We start from the raw sequence: 15,582 nt of genomic DNA on the forward strand, positions 1-15,582 counted from the left end.
CTGTCTCAGCGCTGATGCATGTACTGGCTGGGCTGGACGCCGAGCACACGGCGGAACGTGCTGCTGAAGCTGCTGGGATTGCTGTAGCCCATCTCGTTGGCGACGCGGGCGATCGGTGCGCCGGTCGCCAGGCGCGATGCCGCCGCCTTGATGCGCACCTGCTGGCGCCATGCGACCAGGCCCATGCCGAGCTGTTCGCGGCACAGGCGGGTGAAGGTGCGGCGGCCCATCCCGATCGCGGCGGCCCAGTCGTCGATGTGCCGCTCGTCGCCGGGATCGGCCAGGATCGCCTCGCAGACCCGGCGCAGGCGCGGGTCCTGCGGCAGCCGGGTATCGCTGTCGAAGCAGCGCATGCGCGGGATCTCGCACAGCAGCAGGTCGACGATCGAGGCATGCCGCGCCGGGTCGTCGAGGCGATGTCCGACGCTGCGGACCTCCTGCAGCAGTGCCAGCAGCAGGGAGGTGGTTTCCACGCTGCGCAGTTGCGCCGGCAACGTGGCCGCAGGTGCGGCGACCTGCAGCACCTGCAGGCGACTGTCGCTGCGGAAATGCATGCGGTAGTCGCAATGTGCGGGCACCCAGGCCGCGCGTCGCGAAGATAGTTCCAGATGCGTGCCGCAGGCCTCGAGCGAGGCGCTGCCGCTGTGCAGCACCAGCAAGCGTGCCCGCTCGTCGCCGGCATGCGAGATCAGCGCGCGGGCATCGTGTTGATGGTCCTGTACGCGGACCTGGGCCGGCCATTCTGCCTGGCCGTTGCGCAGGCCTGCCTGCGGACTCAGGCGCAGCGTGATCGAAGCGATACCAGGATGTCCCGGTGCGTGCGTGTCGTGATGCATGGACGGATTCATCCTGCTGCCCTCAGGTTGGCGGTGCCGGCGCGATCGCTGGCGGCATGCGTCCTTGCAGCGATGCGGCGCAGGAAGGCCGCGCCGTCGTCGAGTGCGCGGTTGGCCACCGACGACACCGACATCGCCTCGATGAAGCTGTGTGGCGCACCGGCATAGACCTTGACCTCGACCGGTACCGCCGCGGCCAGCAGGCGACCGGCCATCGTCAGGCTCTGCTCGGTCAGCACGTCGCACTCGCCGACACCGATGAAGAACGGCGGTAGTCCTTCCAGCTCCGCCAGCAATGGCGCGGCATAGGGATCGTTGCGGTCGTCGGGCGTGGACACATAGGTCTGCCAGAACATGTCGACCTCCGCCGCAGTCAGCATGTCGGCGTCGGTGCCGTAGCGTCGGCGCGATTGCGGCGAGCAGTCCGGCGAGAAGCCACCGTAGTAGCTGAGCACGCCGCCCATCAGGTCGCCGTGGCCGCTGTCGCGCAGCTTCAACGCGGTGCAGGTGGACAGGTTGCCGCCGGCCGAATCACCGCCGAGCACGAGGCCGTGGGCGTCGATGCCATGCGCATCGCCGTGCGCATGCAGCCAGTGCACGATGTCGACGATCTGTTCGAGCGCGACCGGGTATCGCGCTTCCGGCGCGAGCGCGTAGTCGATGCCGATGACGGTCACGCCGGCGCGATCGGCGAGTTCGCGCATGATGCGGTCGTGGGTGTCGAGGCTGAACATCGCCCAGCCGCCGCCGTGGATGTAGCCCAGCGTGGGCTTGCGCTGCCCGGGTGCGGGATCGTGGATGCGCAGGCGCACCGGGCCATGCCGGGTCGGTGCGGAGATCTCTTCGGTGCGCGCCATTACCGGGCCACCCAGACGCCACGGCAGGCGGACCTGCTCGGCGATCTGGCGGATCGCCGGCCAGTCCAGCTTGCGTCCGCTGGCGGTCCATTCGGCGCTGAGCCGGCGCGACTCGGCAATCGCGCCGTCGATGAACACGGCGACCTCGACATCGATCGGCGTCGCCCGTGGGGTGATCGACGGGATCGCGTCGTTGCCGCGTTCGCCGCCCAGTCGCCGCATCCAGTGCGCCAGCGTTTCCTGGCGCGTGTTCCACAGCCCGCGCAGGATGTCGTCGAAGACGTCGTCGCGTTCGTCCTGGCCGAGCTTGAAGGTCGCCTGCGTCGACAGGATGCGCGCATGGAAGCCGACGATGCCCTTGGCCAATCCGTCGAAACGCGCGCGCATGTCGTCCGCGCTCCACGCACCGGGACGATCGCGTTCGAGGTCTGCAATCAGGCCGGTCAGCAGGCGCTCGGCGTCCTCCGGGGTATCGCGCAGTTCGATCTCGACCTCGAACACGGCGGTGGTGTAGTTCCAGGTCGCCGCACGCGTGCGGTCGGCGAACCACGACGGCGACACATAGCCGTTGGGACCGATCAGCAGCACGGTGGCACGCGGCGCGTGGAGGAAGGTCTTCCACTGCGGATTGTTGCGGCCGAAATGCCCGAGCAGGCGCAGCGGTTGTCCCTCGGCGTCGCATTCGAGCTGCACCGGCAACGGCGTTGCCGACAGACCGCCGGCAGGACCGGAGACGATCCACGCAAGCGGATGCTGGGCGACCAGGTCGATCAGGTCGGAGGGATGGCGGGACTGGAACAACGTGGGCGAGGACATGGCGGGTTCGGCGATGAGGGCAGGGAAGTGACGATCAGCAGCGGCCGTCGGGAGACATGGACGGAACGTGCTCAGGCCGTTGTACGGGCACCGACCGAATGGGTCGGCCAGCGGTCGTGCCAGGGGCGGGCGGCCTCGAGTTCGTAGGCCAGTGCGAGCAGCATCTCCTCGCCGCCGCGATCGGCGGCGAACATGCTGCCGATCGGCAGGCCCTCGGCGCTGCTCGACAGCGGCAGCGAGATCGCCGGGGTGCCGCCCATGTTCTGCAGCGGCGTGTAGTCGATCCATTCGAACATCGTCGCCATCAGCGTGTCGACCGGCACCGTTGGTGCGAACGTGCCCAGCAGCGGTGGCGGCGCACTGACCACGGCCGACAGCAGCACGTCGTAGTCGGCGTGGAAGGCCGACAGCTGGCCCGGCAGTGCGGCGATCTGGCGATAGGCCGCTTCGAGCGCGGTGCTCGGCAGGCGCTCGGCACGGCGCGCGAGGTCCAGGGTCCACGGTTCCAGGGCGTCCTCGAGACGACGCGTGCCCAGCAACGCACGCGTGGCATCGACGGCATCGGCCGACAGGTGCGACCACAGGTCTTCGAACGCAGCCAGGAACGCATGGCCGTCGAGCGGCCAGGTGGCGCGCTCGACGTGATGGCCCAGCGACGCGCACAGGTCGGCGACCTGCGCCGTCGCGGCCGCCACATCCGGATGCGGCACGCCGCCGCGCAGGCCGTGCTCGACCACTGCGATGCGCAGGCGTCGTGTCGATGCCGTCCGCACCATCGGGCGATCGGCCTGCAGGTGCGTCGCCGAGAATCCCCAGGCGGTATCGCGCACGCTGCGCGACATCAGGCTGTCGCCGACCAGCAGGTCTTCGACCAGGTGCCGGCTGCGCACGCGCACGGTGCTGTCGCGTCCGGGCTTGAGGCCGACCAGTCCGCAGCACGAGGCCGGCAGCCGGATCGAACCGCCGCCATCGCTGCCCTGCGCCAGCGGCACGAGGCCGGCCGCCACGGCCGCCGCCGCGCCGCCACTGGAACCGCCCGGCGAATGCGCCAGCGACCAGGGATTGCGCGTCACCGGACCCTGCAGCGGTTCGGTGGAGCCGAGCAGTCCGAACTCGGGCATCGACGACTTGCCGGCCGCAACCAGGCCTTCGCCGATCAGGCGCTCGACATAGGCATGGCCGTGTGCGGCGAGCACGCCGCTGCGGCTGCGCGAGCACGACAGCGTGGGCATGCCCGGGTAGTCCAGCGAATCCTTGGCCAGCCACGGCACCCCGGCCAGGTTGGCGCGCAGGCGTTCATCGTGCCTGCCCTGAGCCTGCCCGCCGCCAGACCGGGCGGCGACCGCCGCGGCTTCGTCGCGCGCCTGCGCGAACGCGCGATGGCTCAGCGCTTGCAACTGCGGATCCAGGGCTTCGATGCGCACGATCGCCGAATCGAGCAGGCCGGCGGCATCGAGTTCGCCCGAGCGCAGCAGCGCGGCCTGGTCGTGGGCATCGAGGCGACCGATCGCGAAGGCGTCGGACAGGGACATGGAAGCGGCAACGGACATGGGGCGATCTACTCCGGCGCAGGCGCGCCAACGGGTCGGGTTGAACGGGACGGGGGCTGGGTCACAGGGTCCGCATCAACGGGCGTGCATCAGTGGCCGCGCAGGCGCGCGCGCGGGCGGCCATACAGCAGGTAGAGCAGCAGGCCGAGCGCGGCATAGACCAGCAACAGCAGCGCCGGCAACCAGTCGCCGTTGCGGGCCTGACCGATGATGTCGAGCGCGACCGGCAGCGTCATCGCGAAACTCATGACGATCGCCAGCACCGGGACCACGCCGAACCAGATGCCGCCGATGCGCACGCCGCCGAACGGCACGCGGAAGCGGCCGAGCAGGTGCGGCTGCGTGCTGCGGATATGGATCAGGCTGACCGCGACCATCGCGAACATGAAGGCCACGCCGAACGAGATCAGGTCGGCCATCACCGAGATCGGCAACAGCGCGGCGCTGATCGCGGCGATCGCCGCCAGCAGCAGGTTGCCGATCCACAGGCTGTTGCGGGTCGGGTGCAGGCGGTTGAACAGGTCGGGCAGCAGGCCGTCGCGCGACATCGCGTAGCAGACGCGCGAATGGCCGAACGCATTGGCCAGCAGCACCGAGGCCAGGCCGGCCAGCGCACCGATTTTGATCAGCACCGCGAACTGCGGCCAGCCGATGCGGTCGACCGCCAGCGCGATCGGATCGGGCACGCCGAGTTCGCGGAACGGCACCAGGCCGGTCAGCACGACGGCCGCCAGCACGTACAGGCCGGTGCAGATCGCCAGCGAACCAAGGATGCCGATCGGGACATCGCGTTGCGGGTTGCGCGTTTCCGCGGCCGCGGTCGACACGGTCTCGAAGCCGAGGAAGGCGAAGAACAGCAGCGATGCCGCGCGCGCCACGCCTTCCCAGCCGTAGGTGAAGCCGCCCTCGTTGGCCGGCACGAACGGCGTCCAGTTCGCGGGATCCACCGCCATCGCACCGACGACGATGAAGCCCAGCAGCACCAGCACCTTGACCACGACCAGGATGGTGTTGGCCAGCGACGAACGCGACGTGCCCAGTGCCAGCACGCCACCGGCGCACAGCACCGCGATCGCGGCGACCAGGTTGACGTTGCCGCTGACCGCGAGCGCGCTGCCGCCGTCGCTGGGCAACAACTGGATGGCCGGGGTCGACAACGCGGCCGGCAATGCGATGCCGAAGTCGCCGAGCAAACTGCCGAGGTAACCCGAGAAGCCGACCGCCAGCAGCGAGGCCGCGACGCTGTACTCCAGGAACAGCAGCCAGCCCAGCGCCCACGCCGGCCCGGTGCCGAGCGTGCGCTTGCAGTAGGTGTAGGCCGAGCCCGACTCGGGGATGCTCGACGCCAGTTCGGCGTAGCACAGGCCGACCAGCAGGCAGGCGACGCCGGCGATCACGAACGACACCGTGACCGCGGGCCCCGCGTACAGCGCGGCGGCGGTGCCGGTCATCACGTAGACGCCGGCACCGAGGATGTTGGCCACGCCCAGCACCAGCAGCGCGCCCCAGCCGAGGCTGGGGCGCAAGGTCGATGCCTGCTCGCCCGCGTTGCCGACGGCGTTGTCCGTCGTTGTGGTGGTCGATGTCACAGTCGCAGGCCTGCGCATGGACAGGCCTGCGGGCTCATGGCCCGGGCTCGAAGGACGACATCGCGTTGATCAGGGCGACGGCCATGGTGATGGCGCATAGCGCCGTTGCACTGCCCGGTCAGGGACTTCATAGCCACCCAGTTACGCATGTTCCACTCCTGTTTGTCGGAAGGCGGCGCAGTCGGAAGGCGCCGCAGGACGCAGTGCGCTTTCCGGTCTTGATCTGTGTCATGTAAGAGCGGTCGTCCCGGCTTGTCCAGCCATGGCGGCGGATCGTCATGTCTTTGATTCAAAAGAAAATCCTGGTTGATGCCGAAAGAACCCGTGCGCATGGCTGCACGAAATGCGCAGATCTGCGACGTGGCAGCGCCGAAAAACGCCAGATCCTGTCATCGTGCCGAGTGTGTTGGTGCCATCGGGTGGCGGTTGTGGCACCCGGCGCCGCGGGCGACACTGCACGGCCGCGATCTTTTCCGCGCGCCCGGAGCCCCAGATGAGCCAGAAAGACGTCGTCGACCGCATCGACCTGAAGATCCTGCAGGCGTTGCAGGACGACGCCCGGATCACCAACCAGGCGCTGGCCGAGCGCGTGGCGTTGTCGCCCAGCGCCTGCCTGCGACGCGTGCGCGATCTCGAATCGCGCCACCTGATCACCGGCTATCGCGCGCATGTCGCGGTCGATCGCATCCGCTCGGTGACCATCGTGCTGGCGCAGATCTCGTTCTCGAGGCACTCCTCGAAGGACTTCGCGGTCTTCGACGCCTGGCTGGCGGAGATACCGGAGGTCGTTGAATCGTGGCGCGTCAGCGGCAACTTCGACTACATGCTGCGCGTGGTAGTCAGCGACCTGCACGAATGGAAGCAGATCATGCTCGGCATGATGGATGGCGACTTCCAGGTCGACAAGATCGTCTCCAACTTCCTGATGGAGGAAATGAAATCCTTCAGCGGCTATCCGCTGATCGCATCGCGCCTGGGGTCGCGCGGCTGACGCCGGCGCCGGCGATCCTCAGTCCGTCGGCGCGCCCGCAAGCGCTCCGGCATGCGCCGCGATCGTGGCCTGGATGATCGCGGCGATCTCCGCGCGGCGCGGCAGGCAGCGCGACACCGGCCCCGCGACCACCAGCGCCAGGCGCCGCTGTGCGGACGGCAACGGGCAGGCCACGCCGGCGAGGTCGGGCAGGTATTCGGCATTGCTCTGGTGGTAGCCGCGCGCGGCGGCATCGGCCAGTTCGGCCTCGATGGCCGCGACCGACATCGGCGTCGTCGTCGAGAAGGCCTCGAACGACAGCTTGCGGTAGATCGCCTTGCGCTCGGTCAACGACGACTGCGCCAGCAACGCACGCCCCACCGAACTGGCATGCAGCGGCACGCGGTCGCCGACCTGCGCGAAGTAGCGCACCGGCTGCGCGGACTCGACGACGTGCACGAAGCTGACGGCGCCGCCGGCGGGCGCGCCGACGAGGGTGGTTTCGCCGCTGGCGCGCGCGACCTCGGCGGCGATCAGGTGCACTGCCTCGGGCAACGGCTCGGCGGCGTCGATCGCCTGCGCCAGCGCCAGCCAGCGCGGGCTGGGGTAATAGCCGCGGCGCTGGTAGGGCTCGTAGACGAAGCCCTGGTCGGCCAGCGTGGTGACCAGGTTGAACGTGCTCGAACGCGGCCAACCCAGCGCGTCGGAGATCTCGGCCAGCGTCGCCGGTTGGCGCCTGCGGGCGAAGAACTCCAGCAGTTCCAGCACATTCGCGGCCTGTTTGACGTGCATGCGCGGTCCGTCGGAGAGAGGAGTCGAACTTTAGAACCTGTTTACGATCTGTCGCGAGCGCGGCCAGGTGGCACGTGGTGGAGCGCAGAAAGCGCAGTGTACGTGCAGGTACATGAGCATTTCGAGCACCGCACGCGCGCCAGATGGCAAGCGCAGCAAGAGCGTGAACAGGTTCTTAGCCGGTCGTTCCGGCGGCTGCCGGCATTTTCAGCACGCCAGCGGCCAGCAGGCGCGCGATGGCGTCGTCGTCGAGGCCGGCATCGCGCAGGATCTCGATGCCGTGCTCGCCCTGGCGCGGCGCCGGCCGTGCCGGTGCCGGCGGCGTGCGCGACCACGACACCGGGTGCGCGGTGGTGCGCAGCCGGCCTTCGCTGGGATGCGTCATCGGCTGGAAGAAACCCGTTGCCGCCAGGTGCGGGTCGTGCAGCAGGCCCTGCACGTCGTGCATCGGCATCGCCGGGACGTCGATGTCGGCCAGCAGCTGCAGCCAGTCGGCGCTGTCGCGCAGCAGGAACTGCTCGCCGAGGAACGCGTAGACGGCGTCGATATGCGTGGTGCGCGCGGCGAAACCGGTGAAGCGCGGATCGCGCGCGGGCAGGTCGGCCATGTCGATCGCCGACAGGAAGCTGGCCCAGTGGCGATCGGTGTAGACCAGCGCGCAGACGTGGCCATCGCGCGTGCGGTACGGCCGCCGGTGCGGCGACAGCAGGCGGCCATAGCCATCGCCCGGCAATGGAGGTTCGAAACTCTGCCCGGCCAGGTGGTCGGCCAACACGAAGCCGACCATGGTCTCGAACATCGGCACCTGCAGCGCTTGGCCCTGGCCGCTGCGCTCGCGCTCGAACAGCGCCGCGCAGATCGCGCCCATCGCCGCCATGCCGACCACGCGATCGGCCAGCGCGGTCGGCACGTAGCGCGGCGTGCCGTCGCCGGACGAGGCCATCCATGCCGACAGCCCCGACGCGCCCTGGATCAGGTCGTCGTAGGCCGGCCGGTCGGCGTAGGGTCCGGCACTGCCGAAGCCGGTCAGGTGCGCATAGACCAGGCGCGGGCAGGTCGGCGCCAGGCGGGCGTAGTCCAGTCCCAGGCGCGCGATCGCCTGCGGCCGCAGGTTGTGCACGAAGACATCGGCATCGCGGACCAGCGCCAGCAGCGCCTCGCGCGCCTCGGCCTGCTTCAGGTCCAGGCACAGGCTGCGCTTGTTGCGGTTGGCGTTGAGGAACAGCGCGCCCATGCCGGCATGCCGCGCCGGCCCGACCTGGCGGATGACGTCACCGTCGGGTGCTTCGACCTTGATGACGTCGGCGCCCATCTCGCCGAGCGTCTGAGTCGCGAACGGCCCCATCAGCACGGTGCTCAGGTCGACGATCTTGATGCCGGACAACGGGCCCATCGCGTACTCCAGGTGGCGACGGCGGGATTCATGTTGCGTTGCAGCAACCGAGAGTGCCGTGTGTTCGATTCAAACGATTGTAAATCAGTCACTTACGAAATGACCGTGCGCTGCGGCGATGACGGATGCAGACAGCACTTGCTGATTTAATCATATATGTGCATTTTGAATTCACGTACAAGAATTTAAAGGTGCCGCCATGTCCACATCCCCCCTCCACGGCCAGCCCGGCGCCGCGCTGCTCCGGCACGAGCGGCTCTTCATCGGCGGCGAATGGGTCAAGCCGATCGACGGGGCGCTGGTCGAAAGCATCGATCCCGCGACCGGCCGGGCGTGGGCCTCGGTGGCCTTTGGCGGCAAGGCGGACGTCGACCGCGCGGTCGCAGCCGCACGCAGCGCCTTCGAGGGACCGTGGCGGCGGCTGCCGGGGCATGAGCGCGCGGCGCTGATCCGCAAGCTCGCCGATCTGTACCAGCAGCACGCGGCGGAGCTCGCGGTGCTGGAAACCCGCGACAACGGCCGCGCGTTGCGCGAGACCCGGCTCGATGTCGGCGCACACCACCAGTGGTACCAGTGGTACGCCTCGCTGGCCGACAAGCTCTCGGGCCGCACGATTCCGTTCGACGACAGCGTGCATGCGTTCACCACGCGCGTGCCGGTCGGCGTGGTCGGCGCGATCACGCCGTGGAACGTGCCGCTGATGGCCGCGACCTGGAAGCTCGCGCCCGCGCTCGCGGCTGGCTGCACCATCGTGCTGAAGCCGGCCGAGCAGACGCCGGTGACCTCGCTGGAATTCGCGCGCCTGGTCGAAGCGGCGGGCTTTCCGCCCGGCGTCATCAACGTGGTGCCCGGCGACGGGCCGACCGTCGGCGCGCACCTGGTCGCGCATCCGGGCGTCGACAAGATCAGCTTCACCGGCGAAGGCGCGACCGCGCGCGAGATCCTGCGCATCGGCACGCGCCAGATGAAGCGCTTCAGTTTCGAGCTCGGCGGCAAGGCGCCGCACATCATCTTCGCCGACGCCGATCTCGAGCAGGCGCTCAATGCCGCGACCGGTTCATCGTGGGCACTGTGCGGACAGAGCTGCGCGTTGGGTTCGCGCGTGCTGGTCGAGCGCCCGGTCTACGACCAGGTGGTGGCCGCGTTCGTCGAACGCGCCGCGCGCGTGCGCGTGGGCATGCCGCTCGACGAGCGCACGCACATGGGGCCGCAGGCGCATGCGGCGCAGCTCGACAAGACGCTGTCGTATGTCGACATCGGCCGCGACGAGGGCGCCGAACTGGTCGCTGGCGGCCATCGCCTGCAGGAGGGAGGGTTCGCCGATGGCTACTTCGTCGAGCCGACGGTGTTCGCCAACGTGCGCAACGACATGCGCATCGCGCGCGAGGAGATCTTCGGGCCGGTGGCGGCCCTGATCCCGTTCGACGGCGAGGATGAAGCGGTCGCGTTGGCCAACGACAGCGAGTACGGACTGGCGGCCGGCCTGTGGACGCGCGACAGCAGCCGCGCGCATCGCGTCGCCGCGCGCATCGAGGCCGGCATTGTCTGGGTCAACACCTATCGCTTCCTGCGCTGGTCGACGCCGTACGGCGGCTTCAAGAACAGCGGCTGGGGCCGAGAGAACGGCCTCGAAGGCCTCGACAACTATCTGGAAACCCGCACGACCGTGGTCAGCACCACCGGCCGGTTCCCCGATCCCTACGCGCAATGAGTGCACTTCATCATCCTGGTTGGGAGTCATCACGATGCGTTTGAAAGACAGACTGGCCGTGGTCACCGCGGCGGCTTCGGGCATGGGCCGCGAGGGCGTGCTGCGTTTCGCGCGCGAAGGTGCGCGGGTTGCGGCGATCGACATCAATGCCGACGCGTTGTCGGCACTGGCCGACGAGGTGCGTGACGCCGGCGGCGGCGCACTGGTGACGATCCCCGCCGACCTGTCCGACCCCGAACAGGCGCGCGCCAGTATCCACAGTGCCGCGGATGCGCTGGGCGGCATCGACATCCTGTGGGCGCATGCGGGCATCCCGGGACCGGCGTCGGTCGAAGGCATGGACCTGTCCGAGTACGAACGCGCGATGGCCCTGAACGTGACCTCGGCGGTGCTCGCGGCCGGCGAGGTCGCCCGGCACATGCGTGCGCGCGGCGGCGGCTCGCTGATCTTCACCGCCTCGGTGTCCGGGCTGGTCGGTTCGATGATGAGCCCGATCTATTCGGCGGCGAAATTCGCCGTGGTCGGATTGACCAAGTCGCTGGCGCAGCGGTATGCGGTCGACGGCATCCGCGTCAACGTCATCTGCCCCGGCCTGACCGAGACGCCGATGAAGCAGGGCTTCGTGGGCCGCAGCGGTGATCCGGAAGAGACCGCGGCGAACGAGCGCAGACTGCTGACCGCGATCCCGATGGCGCGCTTCGGCCAGGCCCGGGAAATGGCGGACGCGGCGCTGTGGCTGGCATCGGACGAATCCTCGTATGTCACCGGCGTCGCGTTGCCGGTCGATGGCGGCTACACCTGCCGTTGAGGCGGCTGCTGTCGCGACTGCCATCTTGGAGGCCACCGTCGTTGACGTGCTGCGCTGCCGCAGCGTGCATTCCGGTCGTTCTGCCGCTGTCGAAGGCGCCCGCGCAGGCGTAGATTGGGCCCGATGTGTGGCCTGCCCGGATAGCGGCAGGTCCTGGCCTGCGGACGGGAGCGTGGCGATGACGATGGCGAAAACGGTGGGCGGCAAGGCAGCGCGGAAGCGGGCGTCCTTTGGGTGCAATCGCGACAGGGATGGCACGGCGTTGCGCAGGCTGCGCGCGCGGTGGCTGGCGCCGCTTGCGCTGGCAGCGGTCGCGCTGTGTCCGCTGGCGCATGCGCAGGAGGCGCCGGCAGCGGCCACCAGGATCGAGACCGTGCTGGTCACCGCCGGCAAGCTGCTCGACGTTCGCGATGGCCGCATGCTCGACCAACCCGTGCTGCTGGTGCGCGATGGTCGCATCGTGTCGGTGGGGACGTCGGTGCCCGCCGACCTGCCTGCCGATACGCGCCGCGTCGAGCTGCCGGGCATGACCCTGCTGCCCGGCCTGATCGACATGCACACGCATCTCGATGGCGATCCCAGCTATGGCGGCTATACCGGCCTGCAGTTCAACGACCGCTTCTGGTCGGTGCTGGCGGTCAAGCATGCGCAGGACACGCTGGCCGCCGGTTTCACCACCGTGCGCAACCTCGGCGCCGATGCCTGGAACGATGTCGGCCTGCGCCAGGCCATCGATGAAGGCAAGCTGGTCGGCCCGCGCATCGTCTCGGCGGCATACGCGTTCGGCGCCACGGGCGGGCATTGCGATTCGACCTATTTCCCGCCGTCGATGAAGCAGGACGGCGCCTACAACGTCGACTCGGTCGACCAGGCGCGGCATGCGGTGCGCGAGCTGCGCAAGTACGGCGCGCAGGTCATCAAGATCTGCGCGACCGGTGGCGTGTTCTCGCGCAACACCGAACCCGGCCAGCAGCAGATGAGCCTGGAGGAAATGACCGCCGTGGTCGAAGAGGCGCATCGCTGGGGCATCCGCGTCGCCGCGCACGCGCACGGCACCACGGGCATCAAGGACGCGATCCGCGCCGGCGTCGACACCATCGAACATGCCAGCCTGATCGATGACGAAGGCATCCGCCTGGCCAAGCAGCACGGTGCCTGGTTGACGATGGACATCTACAACACCGAGTACACGCAGGCCGAGGGCCGCAAGAACGGCGTGCTCGAAGACAACCTGCGCAAGGACCGCGAACTGGCCGAAGTCCAGCGCGAGAACTTCCGCCGCGCCACCGCCGCCGGCGTCAAGATGGTCTACGGCACCGATACCGGCGTCTACCCGCACGGCTGGAATGGCCGCCAGTTCGCGGTGATGGTGCGCTATGGCATGGCGCCCATGCAGGCGATCCAGTCGGCGACGCTGGAAGCGGCCAATGCCCTCGGGCGCGACGATGTCGGCGTGCTCGAACGTGGCCGCTGGGCGGACCTCGTGGCCGTCAACGGCGACCCCGTGCAGGACATCCGTCTGCTCGAGAACATTCCCTTCGTCATGAAAGGCGGCCAGACAATCAAAGACGCCCGCTGACGCGCCTGCCTGTGGGATCGCCCATGGGCGCGAATCAGGCGTGCCAATCACGCCCATGGGCGCTCCCACAAGGAGCAGGCTAGCCCTAGGGCGAGTCTCGCCAGCGAGCCATCACCTCAGGCGCCGCACCTCGCACCCCGCGGCGCGAGAACCATCAGCCGGTCGGGCCCGTCATGCGGGCGAGGGTCTGGTCGCGCCACCACAGGTGATGCAGGGCGACCATCGCGACGTGGCCGACGACCAGCGCCAGCAGCACCCAGGCCAACAGGCCATGCGAAGCATCGGCCGGTGCGGCCATCCAGGCGATCTCCTGGCCATGCGCGGGGAACAACGGAATGCCGAACGGGGCGAAGCCCTTGCCGGCCCCGTACTGGCGCAGCAACGCGACGGCAGGCACGTACAGCATCAGCGCGTACAGCGCGGCATGGCCGGCGGTGGCGGCCTTGCCGACCCAGTTGGCCGGGTGCGCGGGACGTTGGCGCCACTGCGTGAATGCCCACAGCGCACGTGCGGCGATCAGCAGCATCAGCAGCGTGCCGATCGGCTTGTGGCTGCCGACCATGAAGGCCGTGACCGCCGAGCGCCCGACGATGATCTTCACCAGCATGCCGGCGAACTGCCAGGCGAACAGCAAGGCCATCGACCAGTGCAGCAGGCGCGTGGTCAGACCATAGCGGGCAGGCGAATCGAGCCAGCGTGACGGCATGCGGTAACTCTCCAGAAGTGGGATGGGGCCGGGGCAGGGCGGGCAAGGCGCTGCCGCCAGTGGCGAGGTTACCCGAAGCGCAGGCAGCCGCGATATCCGGGTGGCGGCCTGATCGGGCCCGCTACCTGCATGGCGGGTTCGTCACTGCGTGCGGGACTGCCTTCGCAGGCGTCGCCTGCGACCGGGATCGCGCTTGTCACCAGACGCGTGCGTTGGCTGTCAGCAGGTCGCGAAGTTCGGCCTTGTCGATAGCGTCGAGCACGGCTTCGCGCGATTTCTGCTGCAGTTCCTCGATGCGCTGCTGGACGGTCTGGCGATCGAGCTGGGCGATCGCGTCGGTGAACTCGTCGCGCCACGCCGCCGGTTCCCCGGGCAGCGACTGGCTGGCCAGTTTCTGCAGCGCCGGCAGTTCCTCGCGGCCTTCGAAATGCTCGAGCAAGGCCCCGGTGCTGATGTCGGGGCGCGTGCTGACCAGGGCGATCAGTTCGGTCAGCAGGTCGATGCCGGGCTGGCGCAGCGCGATGAAACGGAACGGCGGTTGCAGCTCCAGCGCCAGGGCCGGTTGCTGCAGCAGCAGGCCGATCGCGCCACGGACGACGCTGCGCTTGGGCGCAGGCACGTTCGCCTGCCGCGCGCCGCGACGTGGCGGTGGCGGCGGTGGCGCGTTGCCGCGCGCACCGATGCCGGTCAGTTCGGCCAGGCGCTGCTGCATCAGGTCGCCGAAGGCGCCGTCGGGAATCTGCGCCAGCAGCGGCTTGGCCCGTTCGGCCAGGCGCGCCTTGCCGTCGAGCGTGGACAGGTTGATGCCGTCCGACAGGCTGTCGAAGAAATAGCTCGACAACGGCGTCGCCTCGCGCAGGCGGGCATCGAAGCCGGCCGCGCCTTCCTGGCGGACGATGGTGTCGGGGTCCTCGCCATCGGGCAGGAACAGAAAGAACGCCTGGCGCCCGTCGCGCATGCGCGGCAATACCGACTCCATCGCCTTCCACGCGGCACCACGGCCGGCACGGTCGCCGTCGAAGCAGAAGAACACGTCGGGTGCGTTGCGGAACAGCAGCTCGGCATGGTCGGGCGTGGTCGCGGTGCCCAGCGTCGCGACCGCCTGCGGCACGCCGTACTGGAACAGCGCGACCACGTCCATGTAGCCCTCGACCACGATCAGCCGTTCGATCTTCTGGTTGGCCTGGCGCACCTGCCACAGGCCGTAGAGTTCGCGGCCCTTGTGGAACAGCGCGGTCTCGGGCGAGTTGAGGTACTTGGGCGAATCGTCGGCATCGAGCACGCGGCCGCCGAACGCGATGACGCGCCCACGGCGGTCGTGGATCGGGAACATCACGCGGTCGCGGAACTTGTCGTAGACATGGCCGCGGTCGTTCTTCGACAGCAGGCCGACGCGGTCGAGCAGCTTCATCTTGCGCTCGTCGCCGCCCAGCGCATCGCGCAGGCCGCTGAATCCATCCGGCGCATAGCCGATGCTGAACTGCTTGCGCACGCTGTCGTCGACACCGCGACCGTCGAGGTAGTCCAATGCCTTGCTGCTGTCGCGCAGCTGCCGGCGGAAGAACTGCGTGGCCTCGTCGAGCGTGTTGAACAGCTCTTGGCTGTCGTTGCCCTGGAGGTTGCGCTGCTGGGTGTCGCGCGGGACCTCGACGCCGACGCGCTTGGCCAGCTCGTCGACCGCGTCGAGGAACTCCAGGCGCTCGTAATTCATCAGGAACGAAATCGCGGTGCCATGCGCGCCGCAACCGAAGCAGTGGTAGAACTGCTTGACCGGCGACACCGTGAACGAGGCCGAGCGCTCGTCGTGGAACGGACAGCGCGCCGAATATTCCTTGCCCTGCCGCTTCAGCGGCACCCGCGCATGGATGATCTCGACGATGTCCGTCCGCGCGAGGAGATCGTCGATGAAAGCGTCTGGGATCCGGGCCATCGCCCTAGTGTATGCCGCGCGCGCCGGGTTACGCCCGCGCGTTGC

12 protein-coding genes are annotated in these 15,582 nt (G+C 69.0%); 4 read left to right on the forward strand and 8 right to left on the reverse strand.

The window, feature by feature from the left end; all coding sequences use genetic code 11:
• Positions 1–5 precede the first annotated feature (5 nt).
• From ACYX7E_RS03690 to ACYX7E_RS03705, 4 genes are all read right to left on the reverse strand, one after another.
• Complete coding sequence (locus tag ACYX7E_RS03690; RefSeq protein ID WP_462079206.1) at positions 6–836, reverse strand: helix-turn-helix domain-containing protein; 831 nt, start codon at positions 834–836, stop codon at positions 6–8.
• 8 nt (positions 837–844) lie between these two features.
• The gene (locus tag ACYX7E_RS03695; RefSeq protein ID WP_462079207.1) at positions 845–2,509 is read right to left on the reverse strand and encodes an alpha/beta hydrolase fold domain-containing protein; all 1,665 of its coding nucleotides are present in this window, start codon (positions 2,507–2,509) and stop codon (positions 845–847) included.
• 71 nt (positions 2,510–2,580) lie between these two features.
• Positions 2,581–4,041: an amidase family protein gene (locus tag ACYX7E_RS03700; protein ID WP_462079208.1), complete on the reverse strand. Its 1,461-nt coding sequence runs from the start codon at positions 4,039–4,041 to the stop codon at positions 2,581–2,583.
• 107 nt (positions 4,042–4,148) lie between these two features.
• Positions 4,149–5,648: an amino acid permease gene (locus ACYX7E_RS03705; RefSeq protein WP_462079209.1), complete on the reverse strand. Its 1,500-nt coding sequence runs from the start codon at positions 5,646–5,648 to the stop codon at positions 4,149–4,151.
• A 493-nt stretch (positions 5,649–6,141) separates the two neighbouring features.
• Here ACYX7E_RS03705 and ACYX7E_RS03710 point away from each other — a divergent pair, with 493 nt between their 5' ends.
• A complete protein-coding gene (locus ACYX7E_RS03710; RefSeq protein WP_462079210.1) occupies positions 6,142–6,639 on the forward strand; it encodes an Lrp/AsnC family transcriptional regulator in 498 nt (165 codons plus the stop codon).
• A gap of 18 nt (positions 6,640–6,657) precedes the next feature.
• Here ACYX7E_RS03710 and ACYX7E_RS03715 read toward each other — a convergent pair whose 3' ends face one another.
• Positions 6,658–7,410 carry an IclR family transcriptional regulator gene (locus ACYX7E_RS03715; RefSeq protein WP_462079211.1) on the reverse strand — a complete coding sequence of 251 codons (753 nt, stop codon included), beginning with the start codon at positions 7,408–7,410 and terminating at the stop codon, positions 6,658–6,660.
• 175 nt (positions 7,411–7,585) lie between these two features.
• Complete coding sequence (locus tag ACYX7E_RS03720; RefSeq protein WP_462079212.1) at positions 7,586–8,803, reverse strand: CaiB/BaiF CoA transferase family protein; 1,218 nt, start codon at positions 8,801–8,803, stop codon at positions 7,586–7,588.
• 199 nt (positions 8,804–9,002) lie between these two features.
• Here ACYX7E_RS03720 and ACYX7E_RS03725 point away from each other — a divergent pair, with 199 nt between their 5' ends.
• The 3 genes from ACYX7E_RS03725 (at position 9,003) to ACYX7E_RS03735 (ending at position 12,901) form a co-directional block, all read left to right on the forward strand.
• Positions 9,003–10,514: an aldehyde dehydrogenase gene (locus tag ACYX7E_RS03725; protein ID WP_462079213.1), complete on the forward strand. Its 1,512-nt coding sequence runs from the start codon at positions 9,003–9,005 to the stop codon at positions 10,512–10,514.
• 34 nt (positions 10,515–10,548) lie between these two features.
• Positions 10,549–11,322 carry an SDR family NAD(P)-dependent oxidoreductase gene (locus ACYX7E_RS03730; RefSeq protein WP_462079214.1) on the forward strand — a complete coding sequence of 258 codons (774 nt, stop codon included), beginning with the start codon at positions 10,549–10,551 and terminating at the stop codon, positions 11,320–11,322.
• Between the two features lie 262 nt (positions 11,323–11,584).
• Positions 11,585–12,901: a Xaa-Pro dipeptidase gene (locus tag ACYX7E_RS03735; RefSeq protein ID WP_462079215.1), complete on the forward strand. Its 1,317-nt coding sequence runs from the start codon at positions 11,585–11,587 to the stop codon at positions 12,899–12,901.
• A 154-nt stretch (positions 12,902–13,055) separates the two neighbouring features.
• On the opposite strand, the gene ACYX7E_RS03740 is transcribed toward ACYX7E_RS03735, so the two are convergent.
• Positions 13,056–13,607 (reverse strand): cytochrome b, encoded by a 552-nt coding sequence (locus tag ACYX7E_RS03740; RefSeq protein ID WP_462079216.1) that lies wholly within the window; start codon positions 13,605–13,607, stop codon positions 13,056–13,058.
• Positions 13,608–13,803: 196 nt separating this feature from the next.
• Positions 13,804–15,537 (reverse strand): DNA primase, encoded by a 1,734-nt coding sequence (gene dnaG, locus ACYX7E_RS03745; RefSeq protein WP_462079217.1) that lies wholly within the window; start codon positions 15,535–15,537, stop codon positions 13,804–13,806.
• Positions 15,538–15,582: the final 45 nt, after the last annotated feature.

The sequence above is a fragment of the Luteimonas sp. RIT-PG2_3 genome, from assembly GCF_054902115.1.